The organism is Pseudarthrobacter sp. SSS035, from assembly GCF_023273875.1.
Lineage (GTDB): Bacteria > Actinomycetota > Actinomycetes > Actinomycetales > Micrococcaceae > Arthrobacter.
Genome location: NZ_CP096882.1, coordinates 4,245,868 through 4,266,485, shown reverse-complemented (window position 1 = coordinate 4,266,485; position 20,618 = coordinate 4,245,868). Strand labels below are relative to the sequence as shown.

The 20,618-nt window shown below is 65.0% G+C and carries 18 protein-coding genes; all 18 read left to right on the top strand.

Features of this window, described 5'->3' with window-relative positions; translation table 11 throughout:
- Positions 1 to 13 precede the first annotated feature (13 nt).
- The 18 genes from MUN23_RS19785 to MUN23_RS19700 all read left to right on the top strand — a co-directional run bounded on the left by MUN23_RS19785 (position 14) and on the right by MUN23_RS19700 (position 20,494).
- Entirely contained in the window at positions 14 to 751 is a 738-nt protein-coding gene (locus MUN23_RS19785; RefSeq protein WP_256468654.1) for an HAD family phosphatase, read from the top strand.
- Entirely contained in the window at positions 748 to 1,914 is a 1,167-nt protein-coding gene (locus MUN23_RS19780) for a site-2 protease family protein (protein WP_248760576.1), read from the top strand. Before MUN23_RS19785 ends, MUN23_RS19780 begins: the two co-directional genes overlap by 4 nt.
- Before the next feature lie 113 nt (positions 1,915 to 2,027).
- The gene (locus MUN23_RS19775; RefSeq protein ID WP_248760575.1) at positions 2,028 to 3,086 is read left to right on the top strand and encodes a tRNA (adenine-N1)-methyltransferase; all 1,059 of its coding nucleotides are present in this window, start codon (positions 2,028 to 2,030) and stop codon (positions 3,084 to 3,086) included.
- Positions 3,087 to 3,169: 83 nt separating this feature from the next.
- A complete protein-coding gene (gene arc / locus MUN23_RS19770; RefSeq protein ID WP_248760574.1) occupies positions 3,170 to 4,921 on the top strand; it encodes a proteasome ATPase in 1,752 nt (583 codons plus the stop codon).
- A complete protein-coding gene (gene dop / locus MUN23_RS19765; protein ID WP_371875942.1) occupies positions 4,918 to 6,591 on the top strand; it encodes a depupylase/deamidase Dop in 1,674 nt (557 codons plus the stop codon). Before arc ends, dop begins: the two co-directional genes overlap by 4 nt.
- Positions 6,592 to 6,677: 86 nt before the next feature.
- A complete protein-coding gene (locus MUN23_RS19760) occupies positions 6,678 to 6,881 on the top strand; it encodes a ubiquitin-like protein Pup (RefSeq protein WP_056339984.1) in 204 nt (67 codons plus the stop codon).
- An 82-nt stretch (positions 6,882 to 6,963) separates the two neighbouring features.
- The gene (prcB, locus tag MUN23_RS19755; RefSeq protein ID WP_248760572.1) at positions 6,964 to 7,785 is read left to right on the top strand and encodes a proteasome subunit beta; all 822 of its coding nucleotides are present in this window, start codon (positions 6,964 to 6,966) and stop codon (positions 7,783 to 7,785) included.
- A gap of 1 nt (position 7,786) precedes the next feature.
- A complete protein-coding gene (gene prcA / locus MUN23_RS19750) occupies positions 7,787 to 8,518 on the top strand; it encodes a proteasome subunit alpha (RefSeq protein ID WP_248760570.1) in 732 nt (243 codons plus the stop codon).
- A 1-nt stretch (position 8,519) separates the two neighbouring features.
- Positions 8,520 to 9,884 (top strand): Pup--protein ligase, encoded by a 1,365-nt coding sequence (gene pafA, locus MUN23_RS19745; RefSeq protein ID WP_056339994.1) that lies wholly within the window; start codon positions 8,520 to 8,522, stop codon positions 9,882 to 9,884.
- 110 nt (positions 9,885 to 9,994) lie between these two features.
- Positions 9,995 to 10,936, top strand: a complete 942-nt coding sequence (locus MUN23_RS19740) for an FKBP-type peptidyl-prolyl cis-trans isomerase (protein WP_248760569.1) — start codon at positions 9,995 to 9,997, stop codon at positions 10,934 to 10,936.
- 41 nt (positions 10,937 to 10,977) lie between these two features.
- A complete protein-coding gene (locus tag MUN23_RS19735; protein ID WP_056340002.1) occupies positions 10,978 to 11,373 on the top strand; it encodes an FKBP-type peptidyl-prolyl cis-trans isomerase in 396 nt (131 codons plus the stop codon).
- A 106-nt stretch (positions 11,374 to 11,479) separates the two neighbouring features.
- Positions 11,480 to 13,465, top strand: a complete 1,986-nt coding sequence (locus MUN23_RS19730; RefSeq protein WP_248760567.1) for a YafY family protein — start codon at positions 11,480 to 11,482, stop codon at positions 13,463 to 13,465.
- Between the two features lie 10 nt (positions 13,466 to 13,475).
- Positions 13,476 to 13,829 carry a hypothetical protein gene (locus MUN23_RS19725; RefSeq protein WP_248760566.1) on the top strand — a complete coding sequence of 118 codons (354 nt, stop codon included), beginning with the start codon at positions 13,476 to 13,478 and terminating at the stop codon, positions 13,827 to 13,829.
- A gap of 32 nt (positions 13,830 to 13,861) precedes the next feature.
- Entirely contained in the window at positions 13,862 to 14,137 is a 276-nt protein-coding gene (gene tatA / locus MUN23_RS19720) for a Sec-independent protein translocase subunit TatA (RefSeq protein ID WP_248760564.1), read from the top strand.
- A 48-nt stretch (positions 14,138 to 14,185) separates the two neighbouring features.
- The gene (gene tatC, locus MUN23_RS19715) at positions 14,186 to 14,980 is read left to right on the top strand and encodes a twin-arginine translocase subunit TatC (protein ID WP_141140630.1); all 795 of its coding nucleotides are present in this window, start codon (positions 14,186 to 14,188) and stop codon (positions 14,978 to 14,980) included.
- A 24-nt stretch (positions 14,981 to 15,004) separates the two neighbouring features.
- Positions 15,005 to 17,914, top strand: coding sequence for an RNA helicase (locus tag MUN23_RS19710; RefSeq protein WP_248760562.1), 2,910 nt, complete (start codon positions 15,005 to 15,007; stop codon positions 17,912 to 17,914).
- Positions 17,915 to 17,977: 63 nt separating this feature from the next.
- Complete coding sequence (locus tag MUN23_RS19705) at positions 17,978 to 19,633, top strand: amidohydrolase (protein ID WP_248760560.1); 1,656 nt, start codon at positions 17,978 to 17,980, stop codon at positions 19,631 to 19,633.
- A 117-nt stretch (positions 19,634 to 19,750) separates the two neighbouring features.
- Positions 19,751 to 20,494: a polyprenol monophosphomannose synthase gene (locus MUN23_RS19700; RefSeq protein WP_248760558.1), complete on the top strand. Its 744-nt coding sequence runs from the start codon at positions 19,751 to 19,753 to the stop codon at positions 20,492 to 20,494.
- Positions 20,495 to 20,618: the final 124 nt, after the last annotated feature.

Genomic DNA, 20,618 nt, shown 5'->3' with positions numbered 1-20,618 from the left:
GTAGACTGGGACCATGCGATCCCTACCCTCCGTTTCCCCGCTCAGAGCCGTTCTTTGGGACATGGACGGCACCATTGTGGACACTGAACGCTACTGGATTGCCGCCGAGCATGCCCTCGTTGAAGCGCATGGCGGCACTTGGTCGCACGGGCAGGCCATGCAGCTCGTGGGTCAGTCGCTGACGTATTCGGCCGGAATCCTGCAGGCGGCCGGCGTCCGGCTGGAGCGGCGGGAGATCATCGACACCCTGACCGCTGAGGTCATCAGGAGCGTCCGGCACTCTGTTCCCTGGCGTCCCGGAGCGCGGGAACTGCTGGATGACCTGCACCGCACCGGAGTACGATGCGCGCTGGTGACCATGTCGGAGGAGCCGCTGGCCCGCGAAATTGTGGAAAGTCTGCCCAAGCCTTACTTCGAATTCCTGGTCACGGGGGACACCGTCACCCAGGGCAAGCCGCACCCGGAAGCATACTTGAAGGCAGTGGAGCTGCTTCAGGAAGCGGACCCGGACCTGACCGTGGATCACTGCGTCGCCCTGGAGGACTCCGCGCCGGGAGTGGCTGCTGCTGTGGCCTCGGGCGTCGCCACCGTCGCCATTCCGCACATTGTCCCGATCCCCGACGATCCCAGGCACACCATCTGGGAATCCTTGGCCGGCCGCACCGTTTCCGAGCTGGAGGCCATCGCCGCGGGCAGCCTGGCCGCAACGGCGGCTGGATCTGCAGTGCTCGCGACGGGGACCCCGTCATGAGCTCCCAGCCCGCCCCCGCCCGCCGCGAAGGAATACCGCTCGGCCGGATCGCCGGAATCCCGGTCATTCTGGCCTACTCGTGGTTTGTGATCGCCGCCTTTACCGTCATTGTCTACGGGCCCCTGCTGTTGGAGCAGAATCCGGCACTGGGCATCTCCGCCTACTACATGGCGTTCGCGTACGCCCTGCTGCTTCTGATCTCCGTCCTGGTCCACGAACTGGCGCACGCCCTCACGGCCAAGATCTACGGCTGGCCCACGCAGAAGATCGTGCTGAATCTCTGGGGCGGCCACACCCAGTTTGAGAATTTCACGGCGACGCCGGCGCGCTCGGTCATCGTGGCCTTGGCAGGGCCGGCAGCCAACCTGGTCCTCGCCGGCGGTGCCTGGGTGGTCCTTTCCACCACCAGCATGGGCACCGTGGCCGAGATCCTCACGAACATCTTTATGTGGGCCAACTTCGTCATCGGCATCTTCAACGTCCTGCCCGGACTCCCGCTGGACGGCGGCAGGATCGTTGAGTCGGCCGTCTGGAAAGCAACCGGGAGCCAGGCCAAAGGCACCGTCGCCGCCGGCTGGGCCGGCCGCGTCATCGTGGTGGCCCTGGGCTTCTGGTTCATTTCACGGCCGCTGCTGGCCGGTGAGACACCCGATTTCAGCCTCCTGATGATCACCGTCCTCGTCGGCGGCTTCCTCTGGATGGGTGCGAGCGCCGCAATCCAGCAGGGCACCCTGCGCGGAAGGATGCATCTGGTCAGCGCCGCTGCCCTGGCCGCTCCCGCCGTCGGAATTCCAGCCACCGCGGTGGTGGCGGACATCCGCAGGCTGTCACCGGACGGCTCACGCGCCGTTGTGGTCTGCGGGCCGGATGGACGCCCGCAGGGTGTTGTGGATCCCGGTGCCCTCGCCGCGGTTCCTGACTACGCCGCCGGCACCACGCCTGCCACGGCAGTGTCCTATGCCCTCGCGGCGGGAGCTTACGTACCTGAGTCGTCCCAGGGGCAGGAACTGATCCAGTACCTTTCCCAGCTGGACGGTCACGAATATGCCGTGGTGGACCATCACGGAGCCGTCACCGGCCTTCTGGCGCAGAACGTGGTGGTGGCCGCCATCACCGGCAAGGCTGACCCGTCAAATAGGCATCCGCAGGGTCAAAGCCGGTAGAGTTACGTGCCGGCCGTGCATTGCCGCCGCGTGGCCGCCCGGAGGCCTGCGCCACACCCGGCGGACCTATTTCGATGCGTGGCCCCACAGTTTTACAGGAGCGAGGAAAATCCATGAGCAGCGAAACTGCCGCCGAAGCCGCAGCACCAACCACCGGTGTTGCCGCCAATGGCACCCAGCCGGTGGGAGCTGCCCGCCGCCGCGGGCCTTTCCGTGAAGGCGAACGGGTCCAGCTGACCGACGAGCGCGGCCGTATGAACACGATCTCTCTCGAAAGCGGCGGCGCCTTCCACACGCACCGCGGCTTCCTGAACCACGACGAGATCATCGGAAAAGCAGATGGCTCAGTCGTCGTGAACAACGTCGGCCAGCAGTACCAGACGCTGCGCCCCCTCCTCTCGGACTTTGTCCTCTCCATGCCGCGTGGCGCCGCAGTGGTCTACCCGAAGGACGCCGGCCAGATCGTCACCATGGCCGATATCTTCCCCGGCGCCAGGGTTGTTGAAGCCGGCGTTGGCTCCGGAGCGCTGTCCATCTCGCTGCTCCGGGCCGTTGGCGACAACGGCTACCTCCACTCCTTCGAGCGCCGTGAGGAATTTGCGGACATCGCCCGCGGGAATGTGGAAACCATCTTTGGCGGCCCGCACCCGGCGTGGAAGATCTCCCTTGGCGACTTCCAGGAGGAAGTAGTCCGCAGCGAGGAACCCGGATCCGTGGACCGTGTCGTGCTGGACATGCTGGCACCCTGGGAGTGCCTTGATGCCGTCGCCACTGTCCTCGCACCCGGCGGCGTCTGGATCAACTACGTTGCCACGGTCACCCAGCTCTCCCGGACCGCGGAGGCCATCAGGGCCGATGGCCGCTTCACCGAACCCGACGCCTGGGAGTCCATGGTCCGCGGGTGGCACCTTGAGGGCCTGGCTGTCCGTCCGGACCACCGCATGGTGGCCCACACCGGCTTCCTGCTGGTCACCCGCCGGCTTGCCGACGGCGTCACCGGTATCTCCGTCAAGCGCCGCCCCTCCAAGACCGGCTTCAACGAAGAAGACGTCAACGCCTGGACACCCGGTGCCGTCGGCGAACGCCTCGTCTCCGATAAGAAGCTCCGTCGGGCCGCGCGCGATGCCATTGCCGGCACCAACGTCAAGGACGAACCGGAGATCACGAACTAGTCCACATTTCGGGAGTCTCCAGCAGTACCTGCCAACTTGGGGCTAAGGTCTTAAGAAGAAGAGCAGGAAGGGGCTGATGCATCATGGAGACGCCGAATCAGGACTCCGGACGTACACCGGCGGAGCAGTCGGCCGCCAACGAACTGACGGCTGCGGAGCGGCAGGCCAATGTCCTCCGCGACAAGCTCAGGCACATTGACCGCCAGCTTGCGGCCGCCACGCAGAACAACGCGAAGCTGGTCAGCATGCTGGAAGCGGCCAAGGCCGAGATTCTGCGTCTGAAAAATGCCCTGGACCAGGAGGGCCAGCCCCCGTACAGCTTCGGCACCGTCCTGCAGCTCAATCCCAGGCGGCTGCCGTCAGCGGGCAACAGCGGCCAGGCTGCCACCGAGGAATCGGTGGACATTTTCAACGCCGGCCGGAAGATGCGGGTGGGCATCAGCCCCCTGGTCAACATCAGCCAGCTGGCGGTCGGCCAGGAGGTCCTCCTCAACGAGGCACTGCTGGTTGTTGCCGGCCTCGGCTATGAACGCGCCGGTGAACTCGCCACCCTCAAGGAAATGCTTGGAACGGACCGCGCACTGGTGGTGGGGCGGGCGGATGAGGAGCGTGTCATCAGGCTCTCCGGAGCCCTGCTCACCGAAAAGCTCAGGGTGGGGGACGCACTGTCCATCGACTCGCGCACCGGTTACGCCCTCGAAAAAGTGCCGCGCTCCGAAGTGGAGAACCTGGTCCTCGAAGAAGTCCCCGACATCACGTACGAGGACATCGGCGGCCTTGGTCCGCAGATCGAGCAGATCCGGGACGCAGTGGAACTGCCGTTCCTGCACCCGGACCTCTACCGCGAGCATGGGCTGAAAGCCCCGAAGGGCATTCTGTTGTACGGTCCGCCAGGGTGCGGCAAGACCCTGATTGCGAAGGCTGTTGCCAACTCCCTCGCCGCCCGCGCCGCGGAGCGCTCCGGCAATGTGGACCTGAAGAGCTATTTCCTCAACATCAAGGGTCCGGAGCTTCTGGACAAGTACGTGGGCGAGACAGAGCGCCACATCCGCCTGATTTTCTCCCGGGCCCGGGAGAAGGCCTCTGACGGCAGCCCCGTAGTGGTTTTCTTTGACGAAATGGATTCGCTGTTCCGGACGCGTGGAACCGGGATCTCCTCCGATGTCGAGACCACCATCGTTCCGCAGCTGCTGAGTGAGATCGACGGCGTGGAGCGGCTGGACAATGTCATTGTTATCGGTGCATCCAACCGCGAGGACATGATCGACCCCGCAATCCTCCGCCCCGGCCGCCTGGACGTGAAAGTCAAAATCCAGCGCCCCGACGCGGAGGCCGCGGCCGATATCTTCAACAAATACATCACCACGGACCTGCCGTTCCACGAGTCCGACCTCGCCGAACACAACGGCGACGTCCAGTTGACAGTGGACGCCATGGTCCAGCGGACGGTTGAAGCCATGTACTCCACGGAGAAGTCCAACGAGTACCTGGAAGTCACCTACGCCAACGGCGATACGGAAATGCTCTATTTCAAGGACTTCAATTCAGGCGCCGTAGTCCAGAACGTTGTGGACCGGGCCAAGAAGTACGCGATCAAGGATCTCCTGACCCTCCACCAGAAAGGTCTCCGAATCGAGCACCTGCTGCGTGCCGTGGTGGATGAATTCCGCGAGCACGAGGACATGCCCAACACCACCAACCCGGACGACTGGGCCCGGATCTCAGGTAAGAAGGGCGAGCGGATCACTTACATCCGCACCATCGTGCAGGGTAAGGCAGGCCAGGAGCCCGGCAAGTCCATCGAAACGATGCCGAACACGGGACAGTACCTGTGACGGCAGCCCCGGAACGCGCCGGCGGGGGAGCGCTCCCGGCCGGCGGGGCCATGCGCGTCATGGGGGCGGAAACGGAATACGGCATCCACGCCCCGTCCGCTCCCGGAGCCAACGCCACTATGATGTCCGCCCGCGTTGTCCAGGCTTATGCCCAGGTGACGCGGCAAAGGGCAGCGGGAGGGGCAGAGACCCGCTGGGACTACACCGACGAGGAGCCCCTCCACGACGCCCGTGGCTGGACCCTGGAAAGGGCCTCGGCCCACCCCAGCCAGCTGACAGACCAGCCGCCGGTACTCGACGCCGAAGCGGTGGCGCTTGCCTACGGCCGCGAGGAACTGGAACTGGACGGTGAGGACGAGTCCGGCAGCCTCCTGATGAACATGGTCCTAGGCAACGGAGCGCGCCTGTACGTTGATCATGCCCACCCGGAGTACTCCAGTGCCGAGGTGACCAACCCCCGCGATGCGGTGATCTGGGATGCAGCCGGGGACCTCGTCGCGCTGGCGGCCGTCCGCCGCCTGGCCGCGGATCCCGAACTGCCCCCGGTCAACCTGTACAAAAACAATACGGACAACAAATCCGTGTCCTACGGCTCCCACGAGAACTACCTCATGCCACGCTCGGTACCCTTCGGGGACATCGTGCGGGGGCTAACGCCGTTCTTCGTCACGCGGCAGATCATCTGCGGCGCCGGGAGGGTGGGCCTGGGGCAGGACAGCTCCACGCCCGGGTACCAGATCAGCCAGCGCGCAGACTTCTTCGAGGCGGAGGTGGGCCTGGAAACCACCATCCGGCGTCCCATCATCAACACCCGGGATGAGCCGCACGCCACCGCCGACAAATACCGGCGCCTGCATGTGATCATCGGTGACGCCAACCTGAGCCAATCCTCGAACTACCTCAAGTTCGGCACCACTGCCATGGTCCTGAGCCTGATCGAGGCCGGGCTGGCGCCCAAGGTTGAGGTGCACGAACCCGTCGCAGCCCTCCAGGCCGTCAGCCACGATACGTCGCTGACAGCCAAACTCAGGCTGCTGGACGGGCGCCGTGTAACGGCCCTGGACCTGCAATGGATATACCACGAGGCGGCGGCCAAGCTGGCCCAGGACACCGGCGTTGCAGATGCCGTGGACGGGGACGGCCATACGCATGGCGTGCTGGAACGCTGGGCTGCCACGCTGACCCAGCTCGATTCCGACAGGAACGCGGCGGCCAGCTCCGTGGAATGGCTGGCCAAACTCTCCCTTCTCGAGGGATACCGGAACCGCGACAACCTTGCCTGGGGTGACGCGAGGCTCGGCCTTGTGGACCTCCAGTGGGCAGACATCAGGCCGGAGAAGGGACTGTATTACCGGTTCCTGGCACGGAACCGCATGCAGCGGATCGTCGACGACGGTGCCATCGCCGCAGCGATGACCGAACCGCCGTCGGACACGCGTGCCTTCTTCCGCGGACGCTGCATCAGCAGCTTCGGCAAGGACGTCGTGGGGGCCAGCTGGGACTCGGTCATCTTCGATGTACCGGGCTACGGCCGGCTTCAGCGCGTGCCGACCCGGGAGCCCCTGCGCGGCACCAAGGCCCTCACGGGAGGGCTCTTTGCCCGCCACCGGACGGCAGGTCCGTTCCTCGCCGAGCTTTTGGGGCATAACACCGCTCCGCCTGCGGCGTAAACCGCGCCGTCGGGCGGACAGCGTGGCAATATTGGCGTATCAGCAGATCCGTCCGGATCCGAGGATTTTTTAGAGGAGAGATCACCATGGCAGGCCAGGAGCAGCAGAAGCCACAATCACACGACAGCCAGGTCGAGGACGAGATCCCGGAGGCGCCTCCGGCAGCCCCGGAAGCCCAGGCATCGGCTGCCACCCAGGGCGTCGACGACCTCCTGGACGAAATCGACGGCGTACTGGAGTCCAACGCCGAGGAGTTCGTCCGCGCCTTCGTCCAAAAGGGCGGCCAGTAACCCGGATCCGGATGGGTGGCGGAAGCCGCGTCCGGCCGGAATCTGTACCGTCGTTGAAGGACCACGTACAAGGAGTGCATCAGTGCAGGAAACAACCGCCAATCAGGTAGCCGGCAACGCGACATCCTCATTCACCGAGCATCTGCAGCGCGACCGGCCGGACCTGCTTCCGTACAACCGTGCCATGCCTGCTGCAGCGGCGGCGACAGCTCCCCTGCAGGTGCCCCATGCCACCACGATCGTGGCGATGAGTTATGGCGGCGGCGTCCTGATGGCTGGTGACCGGCGGGCCACCATGGGCAACGTTATTGCCAGCCGGCACATCGAAAAGGTGTTTCCGGCCGACAGGTATTCGGTGCTGGGAATCGCCGGCACGGCAGGCATCGCGATTGACCTGACGCGGCTCTTCCAGGTGGAGCTGGAGCACTACGAAAAGATCGAGGGCACGCTGCTGAGCCTCGACGGCAAAGCCAACCGGCTGGGGGCCATGATCCGCGGGAACCTGCCGATGGCCCTGCAGGGACTCGCCGTCGTGCCGCTGTTCGCCGGCTTCGACACAACTGCCGGCGTGGGCCGGCTCTTCTCCTACGACGTCACCGGCGGCAGGTACGAGGAACGCGAGCACCACACGGTCGGCTCCGGTTCCGTTTTTGCCCGTGGCGCGCTGAAGAAGCTCTGGCGGCCCAACTTGGCCGAAGCCGAGGCAGTCTCCGTGGCGGTCGAGTCCCTTTACGACGCGGCCGACGACGACTCCGCCACAGGTGGGCCGGATCCCGTCCGTCAATTGTGGCCCGTGGTGTACACCGTGAACAGGGATGGCGCCCGGCGGATCCCCGAATCCGAGCTCGCCGCTGTGTCCGGCAGGATTATCGAAGCCAGGTCCGCCGAACGGCGGGAGGCCTAAGATGACGCAGCAGTTCTATGTCTCGCCTGAACAACTGATGAAGGACCGTGCGGACTTCGCACGGAAGGGCATCGCCCGCGGCAGGTCCGTGGTGGTCATCAGCTGCCAGGACGGAATTGCCCTGGTCGCTGAGAACCCCTCACCCTCACTGCATAAAATCGGCGAGATCTACGACAAAATCGCGTTTGCCGCCGTCGGCAAGTACAACGAATTCGAAAGCCTGCGCCAGGCCGGGGTGCGGTACGCCGATGTCCGTGGTTACTCCTACGACCGCGAGGACGTCACCGCACGCGGGCTCGCAAGTGTCTACGCGCAAAGCCTCGGTGCCGTTTTCACCGCAGAACAGAAACCCTTCGAAGTGGAACTGGCCGTCGCCGAGGTTGGCCCCACGCCGGAACTGGACCACCTCTACCGGCTCACCTTCGACGGGTCCATCGCCGACGAGCACGGCTTCATCGTGATGGGCGGCCAGGCGGAGCGTGTCTCGGCGGTCATCGCCGAGGGCTGGCGACCGTCGCTGCGTTTCGCAGGCGCTGTACGCCTGGCTACCCGCGGCCTGGCCAGCGGCCCAGACCCGGCCGCTGAACAGGGCGAAGCGGGAGGAACCCTTCCGGCCAAGGCCGTGGAGGTTGCCGTGCTGGACAGGCAGTCGGAGACCTCCCGGGGTTTCCGCAGGGCCTTCCGGCGGCTCAACGATTCTGATATCACGGCGCTGCTTGCTGAGGAGGACTGAGATGGACAAGAGAATCTTCGGTATCGAGACCGAGTTCGGAATCTCGTATTCGAGCCCCGATTCGAGGCCGTTGGCCCCGGAAGAAGTGGCCCGGTACCTGTTCCGCAAGGTGGTCAGCTGGGGACGGTCATCCAACGTGTTCCTGACCAACGGCTCCCGGTTGTACCTCGACGTCGGCTCACACCCTGAGTACGCCACGGCCGAATGTGATGACCTGGCCCAGCTCATTGCGCACGACCGCGCGGGTGAGCTGATTCTGGACGATCTCGTGGACGAGGCACAGGCAAGGCTGGCCGCGGAAGGATTCAACGGCACGGTCTACCTGTTCAAAAACAACACCGATTCGGCCGGCAACTCCTACGGCAGCCATGAAAACTACCTCATCCCGCGCCGCGGCGAATTCTCCCGGCTCGCGGAGATCCTGATTCCCTTCCTGGTGACCCGCCAGCTGATCGCCGGCGCAGGGAAAATCCTGAAGACTCCGCACGGGGCCACGTACGCGTTTTCCCAGCGGGCAGACCACATCTGGGAGGGCGTCTCCTCCGCCACCACCCGGTCGCGGCCCATCATCAACACCCGCGATGAACCGCACGCCGACGCCGAATTCTTCCGCCGGCTCCATGTCATTGTGGGCGACTCCAACATGTCCGAAACCACAGCCCTGCTCAAGGTTGGCACCGTGGACCTCATCCTGCGCATGATTGAGGCGGGAGTGATCATGCGCGACATGAGGATGGAAAACCCCATCCGCAGCATCCGCGAGATTTCCCACGACCTCAGTGGAAGGGCGCTGGTCCGTCTGGCCAACGGCCGCCAGCTCACGGCCCTGGAGATCCAGCAGGAGTACCTCACCAAGGTCACGGCCTTTGTTCAGGAGCAAGGGGCCCACAATCCCCACGTACCGTTCATCCTTGATCTTTGGCAACGGACCCTGAACGCCATCGAGAGCGGTGACACCAGCACCATCGACACGGAAATCGACTGGGCCATCAAGAAAAAACTGATGGACAACTACCGGCAGCGGCACGGCCTGGGCCTGGACGCGCCCAGGATTGCCCAGCTCGATCTTACGTACCATGACATTTCGCGGAGCCGCGGGCTGTACTACATCCTGCAGTCCCGGGGTGCGGTTCGGCGGGTTGTGGACGATACCGTGATCAAAGACGCCGTGGACGTGCCGCCGCAATCCACGCGGGCCAAGCTGAGGGGCGATTTCGTCCGGCGCGCCCAGGAACTGGGCAGGGATTACACGGTTGATTGGGTGCACCTGAAGCTGAACGACCGCGCGCACCAGACCATCCTGTGCAAGGATCCTTTCCGAAGCGTCGATGAGAGGGTGGATGCCCTGCTGGGCTCTATGGGCTGACGTTCAGGTTCACGGGCTATCCTTGATGGGGCCGTTCCTTGGCCTTGCAGCGGTGCCGGGCGCCTGATTCCGGTTCCGCGTCCACCCTGCCCCGACGAAAGTTCTCTTACGTGCGCCGACTCCTAGCAATCCTGATCCCCGGCCTGCTGCTGCTTACCGCTTGTGGCGGTTCGCCCGCAGCACCGGAACCCACCAGCCAGTCTGCCGGTGACACTGCCAAGTTCGACTCCCTGAAACTGACGGACAACGGGGACAAGAAGGCTCCCGGTGTCGAGTTCTCCAAGCCCCTCGAAGTCACCGAACCCACCATCAAGGTGGTCGCCGAAGGTGACGGTGACCGGGTCAAAGAGAACCAGATCGCAAACATCTCCATCCTCGCGCTCAGCGGTGCGGACGGTTCCACGCTGGAGGACACTTTCCCCGGCGAGCCCGAACCCCTGCAGCTGAACGAGGAACTGAAGACCGGAAGCCCGCTTATCTACAGCGCGTTTGTTGGCTCCAAGGTCGGCTCGAGCCTTGCCCTGGCCATCCCGGGCCAGGCCGCAACCGCTGAAGGCGCCCCCGCCCAGCCAACGCAGCTTCTCCTGATCAAGGTGCTCTCCACCAAGGACGCACCGCAGACCGTCGCTCCGCTCGCAAAGCCCGAAGGCGAGACTGTCACCCCGCCCGCCGGCCTGCCGACCGTGAAGGACAACGACCAGGGCGTGCCGGAGATCTCCGTTGACGGAATCGCCGCGCCCACAGCACTCGTGGCCCAGGACCTGATCAAGGGCACCGGCGCGGAGGTAAAGGAAACCGACACGTTGACCGTCAACTATGTTGGCGTGAACCTCGTGGGCGGCACTAAATTTGATTCAAGCTTTGACCGCGGCGAGCCGGCCAGCTTCCCGTTGACCGGCGTTATTCCGGGCTGGACCCAGGGACTGGCGGGAAAGACGGTGGGCTCCAGGGTCCTTCTGGTGGTCCCCAAGGACCTCGCGTATGGTGATGCCGGCCAGGGCGAAGCCAAGGGTGACCTTGTCTTCGTTGTGGACATCCTCGGCGTCAAGTAAACAGCAACACATCACCCACCCAAATTATCAAAGGAGCAACCATGTCATTTGGTCAGCGCGATTTCGACCGCCAGAAGCCGGAAATTGACTTCCCGCAAGGCGATGTCCCCACCGAATTGGTTATCACCGACCTCATCGAGGGGGACGGTGCTGAGGCCAAAAAGGGCGACACTGTCTCCACCCACTACGTCGGTGTGGCCTGGTCCACCGGCGAAGAGTTCGACGCTTCCTGGGGCCGCGGCGCCCCGTTGGACTTCCGTGTGGGCGTGGGCCAGGTCATCCAGGGCTGGGACCAGGGCTTGCTGGGCATGAAGGTGGGCGGCCGCCGTCGCCTGGAGATTCCTTCCGAACTGGCGTACGGCTCCCGCGGGGCCGGCGGAGCCATTGGCCCCAACGAAGCGCTGATCTTCGTGGTGGACCTCGTGGGCGTCCGCTGACCGAAGCATCGTAACGCCGGAAGGCGCGGTAACAATCAGGGTTTTGTTTTCCTGTTGGTTGCCGCGCTTTCTGCTTTCCGCGGAGGAGTTTAGTAACGTAGCCAGCGTGTCCGTCTCCCGTAGTGAACGCCTGCTGAACCTCCTGATAGCCCTGCTGAACACCAAATACGGCCTGCGCCGGGCCGAGTTGCGGGCGAAGGTCTACCATGACACGTCCGGCAACGACGTGGCCTTCGGCAGGATGTTTGAGCGGGACAAGAATGACCTCCGGCAGTTCGGCTTCGATGTGGAGACCGTCACGGATCTCGGCTGGAGCGAAGATGATCCGGCCACCACCCGCTACCGCATCGGCAAGGAATCGAACCGCCTGCCTGATGTCCAGCTCAGCCCGGGGGAGTGGACCGTCCTCCTCCTGGCGTCCCAGTTGTGGGAGCGTGCCGCCCTGGGAACCGCCGCTGCCAGCGCCCTCCGCAAGCTCCAGGCCTCCGGCGCCGTGTCCGACGTCGAACTTCCGGTTGGTGTCCAGCCGCGGATCCGGCCGGCGGGCCAGGCCTTTGATGATGTGGTGGCTGCCATGCACGCCCAGCACCCCGTCAGCTTTCCCTACCTGGCAGGCACCACCGGCAAGGAAGAGCAACGGACGGTGGAGCCGTGGGGCCTCGGCAGCCGCTTCGGCCAGTGGTATCTGACCGGCTACGACCGCTCGCGCAAGGAACCGCGCCACTTCCGGCTCTCCCGGTTCACGGGCCCCGTCACGGTGCTGGAGAAGGAAACCTACCCGGCGCCGCCGAACTTCAATGTCCGCGCAGAACTGTCCCGGCTTCCGGAGCTCCCGCTCCGGACCGCCGTCGTGGACGTCCGGGAGGGGCGCCTCCTTGGCCTGCGCCGGCGCGCCACGCCGGTTGCCGACGGGAGTGCGGGAACGCCCGACGCCGGCTACGAACGGCTGCAGGTCAACTTCAGGGACGCTGAGGTGCTGGCCGAGGAGTTCGCATCCTATGGCCCGGACGCTGTGGCACATGCTCCCGACGAGCTGGTGGCAGCCGTGCGGCACCGGCTGCGCAACGCGGCCGCCTTCTGCGCCGCTCCCAGCCCTGCCTATCTGTTTGCGGACGCACCGCGGGGCCGCGCCGTCCGCAAACGCACCTCTGAGGACCAGCTCAAGCGCATGCTGCAGCTGGTGCCGTTCCTGGTCCACAACCAGGGCCTGCACATCCAGGACGTCGCAGCCCGCTTCGGTGTCACGCCCGCGGAGCTGGAAAACGACCTGCGGATCCTCATCTGCTCCGGACTTCCCGAGGGATACCCAGACGACCTCCTGGACATCCATTGGGAGGAAGGCCACGTTTACATCACCCAGGACCTGGATCTCAAGAGGCCGGTCCGGTTCACTGTGGACGAGGCCTGCGCGCTGCTGACCGGGCTCGAGACGCTCAATGGGCTTCCCGAACTTGCCGAAGGAGGTGCCCTGGAGTCGGTGACCCTCAAACTGATGGCAGCGGCCGGCGAAGAGGGGCTGCGGGCCGGTTCGCTTGCCGGTCCGGAGGTGGGACCCTCGGATTCGGCCGTCCTTGACGTTGTCCGTGGTGCAATCCAGGAGCGGTTGCAGCTGCGGCTCGTGTACTTCTCCGCCCAGCGCGACCAGGTCTCCGAACGGGACGTGGATCCGCTCCGCCTGTATTCCCTGGACAACACCTGGTACTTCGAGGCCTACTGCCATTCAGCCCAGGGGCTGCGGAACTTCAGGCTGGACCGGGTGCAGGAGGTCCACACGAACGGAAATCCCGCCTCCACGCACGTCCGGGCCGGGGAAAGCTTTCCGGCCAAGCTGTTCACGCCCAACGACGACGACACCACGGTCCTCGTACAGCTCACCAGGCAGGGCGCCGGCTTGGCGGACGATTATTACGCCGAACGTGTGGCGCCCCTTCCCGACGGCGGCCTCGTGGCCGAGATCCGGTTCGGCAGCACTGCCTGGCTTCCCATGTTCGTGGCCCAGCACGGCGGGGCCGCCCGGATCCTCGAACCTGCCGAGCTGGGGGCGGCAGCGCTGGACTGGATCGAGGCGGCCCTGGCCCGGTACGGCGGCTAGACTCTTCAGCATGCCTTGGTGGTCCTGGATCCTGATCTGGATTGCGCTTATTGCGCTCTCCCTGCTCTTTTATGTCCTCCTGGGCATCCGGCTGTACCGCCAGTTCATGGCGGTAATGAAGGACCTGGGCGCCGCCGGAGCCAAAGTGGCACACCTGGCGCCGGCAGCGGCCACCGTCGATGACGGCTCCCAGCCGCCAGGGTCGGCTCAGCCCGGTGCGGCTGTTTTTGCCTCACCGGCCCGGATGCGTCATGATTACGACGCATCCAAGTCATCCCGCCGGGAGGGCCGCCGCCAGAGGCGCGTCCAGCGTAAGCACGACCGGGGCCAGCCCCAGTCGCTTCGCGATCTCAATCTCAGTTAGACGTAGGATGTTGTTAGAGGAAAGGATTTCCCGTGGGAAGACTCTTTGATGGCCCGTGGCCAATTGTCATTATCATCGTCGTTGCGCTGCTGCTTTTCGCCGCGCCCAAACTCCCTGCCATGGCCCGCAGCCTTGGCCAGTCCATGCGGATCATCAAGTCCGAGGTCAAGGAAATGAAGAACGACGGCAAGACCGACTCCACCGACACGGCTTCCGGCCCGGTGGAAGGCAAGGTCGTTAACCACCCGCCGGCGAAGCCCGGTGAGCCGACCGACGGCACTGACGTTCCGCCGTCGACCCGCGCCTAACCCGAAGTGGCACTGACGCGGGGCCGTAAGTCCAACCCTGAGGGGCGGATGGCTCTTTGGGACCACCTCAAAGAGCTGAAGAACCGGCTGATCAAGTCGGCGATCGCCGTACTGGTTGCCGGCGTGGGTGGCTGGTTCCTTTACGATCCAGTCGTGGCCAGCCTGTCGGACCCGCTGATTTCCATTGCCCGGGATACTGGGCGCACCGCGGTCCTGAACTTCGCGACCATCGCGGATCCTTTTGCGTTCAAGATCCAGATTGCCATCCAGATAGGGCTGGTTATCTCCAGCCCTGTCTGGATCTATCAGGTGTGGGCTTTTATCACCCCGGGTCTGACCAAGAAGGAACGCGGCTACACGCTCGGCTTCATGGCGGCCGCTGTGCCGCTGTTCCTGGCCGGTGTGTTTGTAGCCTGGCTCGTGTTCCCCACCGTGGTAAGGGCGCTGCTGCAGTTCACACCAGCCACCGGCGCCAACAACATCTCGGCCACCGACTACCTGACGTTTGCCACCCAGATGTTGCTGATCCTTGGGATCTCGTTCCTGGTCCCCGTGATCCTGGTCGGCATCAACATGGCCGGTGTGGTCAGGGGCCGGACCATCCTCAAAGCCTGGCGGATCATCGTCTTCCTGGTCTTTGTCCTGGCGGCACTGGCTGCACCAGGCACGGACGCGCTGTCCATGTTCCTGCTTGCTGCGCCGCTGCTGATCCTGTTCTTCGCGGCGATCGGGCTGTGTATCTTCAACGACAAGCGCCGCGACAAGCGCGTGGCGAAACAGGCTGCTGAGACGGACGCGACAGCCGACATCGCGACGCCCGGCAACGAACTGAAGAACCTGTAGCGTGTGGCGCACTAGGCTTGAGGCATGTCCTCTATTTCCGGGCCACTCTCGCCCTCTGAAAGCTACCGGGCCAGCGCGGAACGCACGGCCGAAGCGGGCACCTACCTCGGCGGGTTTGTCCGCACCCTTGATTTTGAACTTGACGAATTCCAGCGCCTCGCCTGCCGGTCCCTCCAGGAGGGCAAGGGAGTGCTGGTGGCTGCCCCCACTGGTGCCGGTAAAACCATCGTGGGCGAATTTGCCATCTATCTCGCGTTGGAACGAAACCTCAAGGCCTTCTACACGACCCCGATCAAGGCTCTGAGCAACCAAAAATTCACGGAACTCTCCGAAAAGTACGGGGTGGAAAACGTCGGTCTCCTGACCGGCGACACCAGCATCAACGGCGACGCCCCCGTGGTGGTCATGACCACGGAAGTCCTCCGGAACATGCTCTACGCGGACTCGGACACCCTGGATGACCTCGGTTTTGTGGTCATGGACGAAGTCCACTACCTCGCGGACCGCTTCCGTGGCGCCGTCTGGGAGGAAGTCATCATCCACCTCCCCAGCGAAGTCCAGGTGGCTTCCCTCAGCGCCACCGTTTCCAACGCGGAAGAATTCGGTGCGTGGCTGGACACGGTGCGCGGGGACACCGACATCATTGTCTCCGAGCACCGGCCGGTTCCCCTGTGGCAGCACGTTATGGTGGGCCGGGACATCGTGGACCTGTTCGCCGGGGAAACCACCTTCGACGAAATCGCCCCGCCTGCTGACGCGGAGACCGGAGCTCCACTGCCGGTCCGGGAACGGCTCCCGGCAGCCACCAATGCCGCCGAGGGCCAGGGTTTCGAAGTCAATCCGGACCTGCTCAGGATGGCCCGCACCGAAGGCCAGCAAAGTTTCGCCGGACGGTTCGGCCACGGCGGACGAAGTCAGCGCCGCCAGCACCGGCAACGGACAGAGGACCGCCCAAGGCAGGGAGCCCAGCCCGGCGCTGTCCGGAAGGCCAGCCGGCCCCAAGTAATTGCCAGCCTGGACCGGCAGGACCTGTTGCCCGCCATCACGTTTATTTTCTCGCGGGCAGGCTGCGACGCCGCCGTTGCCCAATGTGTCTCGTCCGGACTCTGGCTGACCACCGAGAAGGAGCAGCAGATCATCGCCCAGCGCGTCGACGAGGCCGGGCAGGACATTCCGTCCGATGACTTGGATGTCTTGGGCTTCTGGACGTGGCGGGACGGACTGCTGCGTGGCTTCGCGGCACACCACGCCGGCATGCTTCCTACCTTCAAGGAAGTCGTGGAGAAACTTTTCGTCGAGGGCCTGGTCAAGGCCGTGTTCGCCACGGAAACGCTGGCCCTGGGCGTTAACATGCCGGCCCGCTCCGTGGTCCTGGAAAAGCTCGACAAGTTCAACGGAGAAGCCCATGTGGACATCACCGCGGGGGAGTACACCCAGCTGACCGGCCGCGCGGGCCGCCGTGGCATCGACGTCGAAGGCCACGCCGTTGTCCTCTGGCAGCCGGGCACGGACCCTACAGCCGTTGCCGGCCTCGCCTCGCGCCGTACGTATCCACTGAACTCGAGCTTCCGGCCGACGTACAACATGAGCATCAACCTGCTGGCGCAGTTTGGCCGCGCGCGTGCGCGGGAAATCCTTGAATCCTCCTTCGCGCAGTTCCAGGCTGACCGGTCCGTCGTCGGACTTGCCAAGCAGGTACGCAGCCGCGAAGAATCCCTCGCCGGATACGCGAAGTCCATGACCTGCCACCTCGGAGACTTCACCGAGTATGCCCGGTTGCGCCGTGAACTGTCCGACGCCGAAAACGTCACCTCGCGCAGCAAGTCCCGGGCTCACAAGTCCCTGAATGAAGACTCCCTGGCACGGCTGATGCCCGGCGACGTGGTGGACGTCCCGGGAGGGCGGGCGCCCGGGCCGGCCATTGTGCTGAGCTCGGACCACAGCGGCAGGGAGCCGCGGCCGGCCATCCTGACGCTCGACAACCAGCTCAGGCGGATCGGCACCGAGGACCTTGAGGGCCCCATCGCACCCCTGACCCGGATCCGGATCCCGAAGTCGTTCAATGCGAAGGTCCCCAAGTCCCGGCGTGACCTCGCATCGTCGGCCCGGAACGCACTCCGGGAGAACCGCCCGCCGTCACCGGGCCGCAGCACTGATTTTGGCCTGGGGTCCGTTTTGCCCCATCAGGAGAAACGCATCACGGAGCTTCGCCAGGCGCTCCGGGCCCACCCCTGCCACGGCTGCAGCGAGCGTGAAGACCACGCCCGTTGGTCTGAGCGTTGGTGGAAGCTGCGCCGGGAGACGGATGCCCTGGTCCGGCAGATCCAGGGCCGGACCAACACCATTGCCAAGACCTTCGATCGCGTCTGCGATGTCCTTTCCGCCTACGGCTACCTGGAAGCAGGAGCTGACGGGCGCCTGGCCATCAGCCCGGACGGCCAGCGGCTCCGCCGGATCTACGGCGAGAAGGACCTGCTGATTTCGCAAGCACTGCGGCTGGGCGCACTCAACGACCTGGACGCCGTCGAAGTAGCAGCCCTGGCCAGCGTCCTGGTCTACCAGGCCAAACGCGAGGACAGGGGCCTCCGCCCCCGGATGCCCAGCGTCTCGCTTGAATCGTCCGTGGATGTGGTGATCCGGGAATGGTCGGCCCTGGAGGACGTGGAAGAAGCCAACAAGCTTCCGCTGACTGCCGAACCGGAGCTGGGTCTTGTCTGGCCGATGTACAAATGGGCCAAGGGACGGCACCTCCAGGAAGTGCTCAACGGCACGGACCTGGCGGCAGGCGACTTCGTCCGCTGGGTCAAACAGGTCATCGACCTCCTGGACCAGCTCGCCAAGATTCCCGGCCTGGATCCGCGCGTCTCCAGGCTTTGCGCAGAAGCAATATCACTCATCCGCCGCGGCGTCGTGGCCTACTCTTCCGTACTTTGATGTCCCGGCTCTGATGCACGAACAGCCTGCCTTCTTCCCCCTAGCCCCAGGAGCTTCGCCCGCATGACCACTGAACGTTCCACCACGCCCGCGCCGCACGAGCGGAAGGTGGTCCTGTACCGCAACGGCTCGGTCTACACAGCAGCAGACCCCTTTGCCACCGCCATGCTGGTTGACGGCGACACCGTGGCCTGGGTCGGCTCCGATCAGGCGGCATCCTCCATCGCCGACAGTTCCATGGAGATCATCGACCTCCATGGCGCCCTCGTAGCGCCGGGGTTTGTTGACTCCCACGTCCACCTCACGGAAACCGGCATCGCACTGGGTTCCCTCCAGCTGGGCGGGATCCGTTCCGCCCGGCAATTACTCGATGCCGTGGCCGCAGCCAAAGGCGACGGCCCCCTGCTGGGTCATGGCTGGGATGAATCCACGTGGGAGGACCCGGCCCTGCCGGCGGCCGAGGAGCTTGAGCAGGCCGCCGGTGGCAGGCCGGTGTTCCTCGCCAGGGTCGATGCGCATTCGGCGTTGATCTCTTCCTCCTTGGCTGCGGCCGCCGGGCTTGGCGGACTGGACGGCTACAGCGCGGGTTCACAAGTGAAGCGCGCCGCCCATACAGCGGCCCGCAAGGAAGCACGGCGGCTCCCGGAGGCCAGCCTCCTGGCCTACCAGCGGCGCGCCCTGACCGAAGCGGCCGAAAACGGTTATGTGGCACTGGCGGAGATGGCCGCGCCGCATATAGGCGGAGTTTCCGACCTTCGCCTTGCCGCCGCGTGGAACACGGCGGCCGGAGAGGCCATGCCGGAAATCCTGCCGTACTGGGGCGAACTGGCCACCTCCGAGGAGCAGGCCCGCGCGCTGCTGGACGAACTGGGCGTATCCGTGCGCGGCCTGGCAGGCGACCTGAACATTGACGGTTCCCTCGGCTCCAGGACAGCGGCGCTGAGGGCCGGCTACAGCGACGCGGCGGGGGAGCGGGGCAGCCTCTACCTCTCGGCAGAGCAGGCCGGCGCCCACCTGGCGGCCTGCTCGCTGCTGGGCATCCAGGGCGGCTTCCACGTCATCGGCGACGCGGGACTTGATGCCGCACTGGAGGCACTGGAACTCGCTGCCGCCGAAGTGGGCGAACAACGGATCCGAGCCGCCGGCCACCGCTTCGAACATGTGGAAGTCGCAGACCCCAAATCAGTGCAACAGCTGGCCCGCTACTCCGTCACCGTCAGCGCCCAGCCACGGTTCGACGCTGACTGGGGGAACGAAGGCGGCATGTATGAGCAGCGCCTGGGGAGCCGGAGCCGCTCCATGAATCCGTTTGCCTCGTTCTATGCTGCCGGTGTTCCTATCTGCTTCGGCAGCGACAGCCCGGTGACACCACTGCGCCCGTGGTCCAGCGTGCGTGCCTGCCTGGAACACCACAACCACGCTGAACGGATCTCGGCCCGCGCAGCGTTCCTCGGCCACACCCGTGCGGGGTGGCGGGCAGCAAAGCACCACAACCCGATGGCCGGGCAACTGGTTCCCGGCGCACCAGCCAGTTTCGCTGTTTGGGATGCTGAAGAGCTCATGGTCCAGGTGGCGGACGGCCGCGTCCAGTCCTGGAGCACGGATCCGCGTGCCCGCACGCCCCTTCTCCCGGCACTTGATACCGGCGTGGACCCGGTGTGCCTGCAGACCGTGAAGGACGGCGTGGAGCTGCATTCGAGTCCGGCACTGCGCTCCTGACCGGACACACCGGCCAACGCCCCCATAAAGCGCCCTATAATAGGTAGTTGCGCCTGACCGCCAGCTATTCCGCTACGGTTCAGCCGCTCCGACCGCTCCCGTCCAGGAAGGCCCTTTGTGCGCGTCCTCACCATCATTCCTACTTACAACGAGCTGGAATCGCTGCCCAAGACTCTTCAACGCCTCCGCGCAGCCGTACCGGCCTCGGACGTACTGGTGGTGGACGACAACAGCCCGGACGGCACCGGTCAGCTTGCGGACGGCTTTGCCGCCGAGGATGCACAGGTCCACGTCCTGCACCGCAAAGGCAAGGCAGGCCTGGGAGCCGCCTACATTGCCGGGTTCAAATGGGGACTCGAGGCAGGCTACGACGTCCTGGTGGAAATGGATGCGGACGGCTCACACCAGCCCGAACAGCTTCCCCAGCTGCTGGAAGCCGTTGAACAGGGCGCGGACCTTGCCATGGGATCCCGCTGGGTTCCCGGTGGCAGCGTGGTCAACTGGCCGCTGTACCGGCAGGCGATTTCGCGCACCGGCAGCACGTACGCCCGGCTGATGCTGGGCCTGAAGATCAAGGACGTCACCGGCGGCTACCGCGCCTTCCGGCGGACCACGCTGGAAAAACTGAACCTCGACCTTGTCGATTCAGTGGGCTACGGCTTCCAGGTTGACTTGGCGTGGCGTGTAGCCAAGCTGGGCCTCAGGATCGAGGAACGCCCCATTACGTTCGTGGAGCGCGAGCTCGGAGCGTCAAAGATGAGCGGCAACATTGTTGTTGAGGCCATGATCAACGTCACCAGGTGGGGCCTGCAAGCACGCTGGAACAAGCTCACAGGCAAGAAGGATCCGGCGCAGGGCTGACCTGCAACGCCGTTAGGACAAAGATAAGGGCCGGGCCGGCAACGTGATCACGTTGCCGGCCCGGCCCTTTCTTAATCGTTCAGATCGCGTCAATCGATGACGCTATGACCTCGGTGGGAGGCCG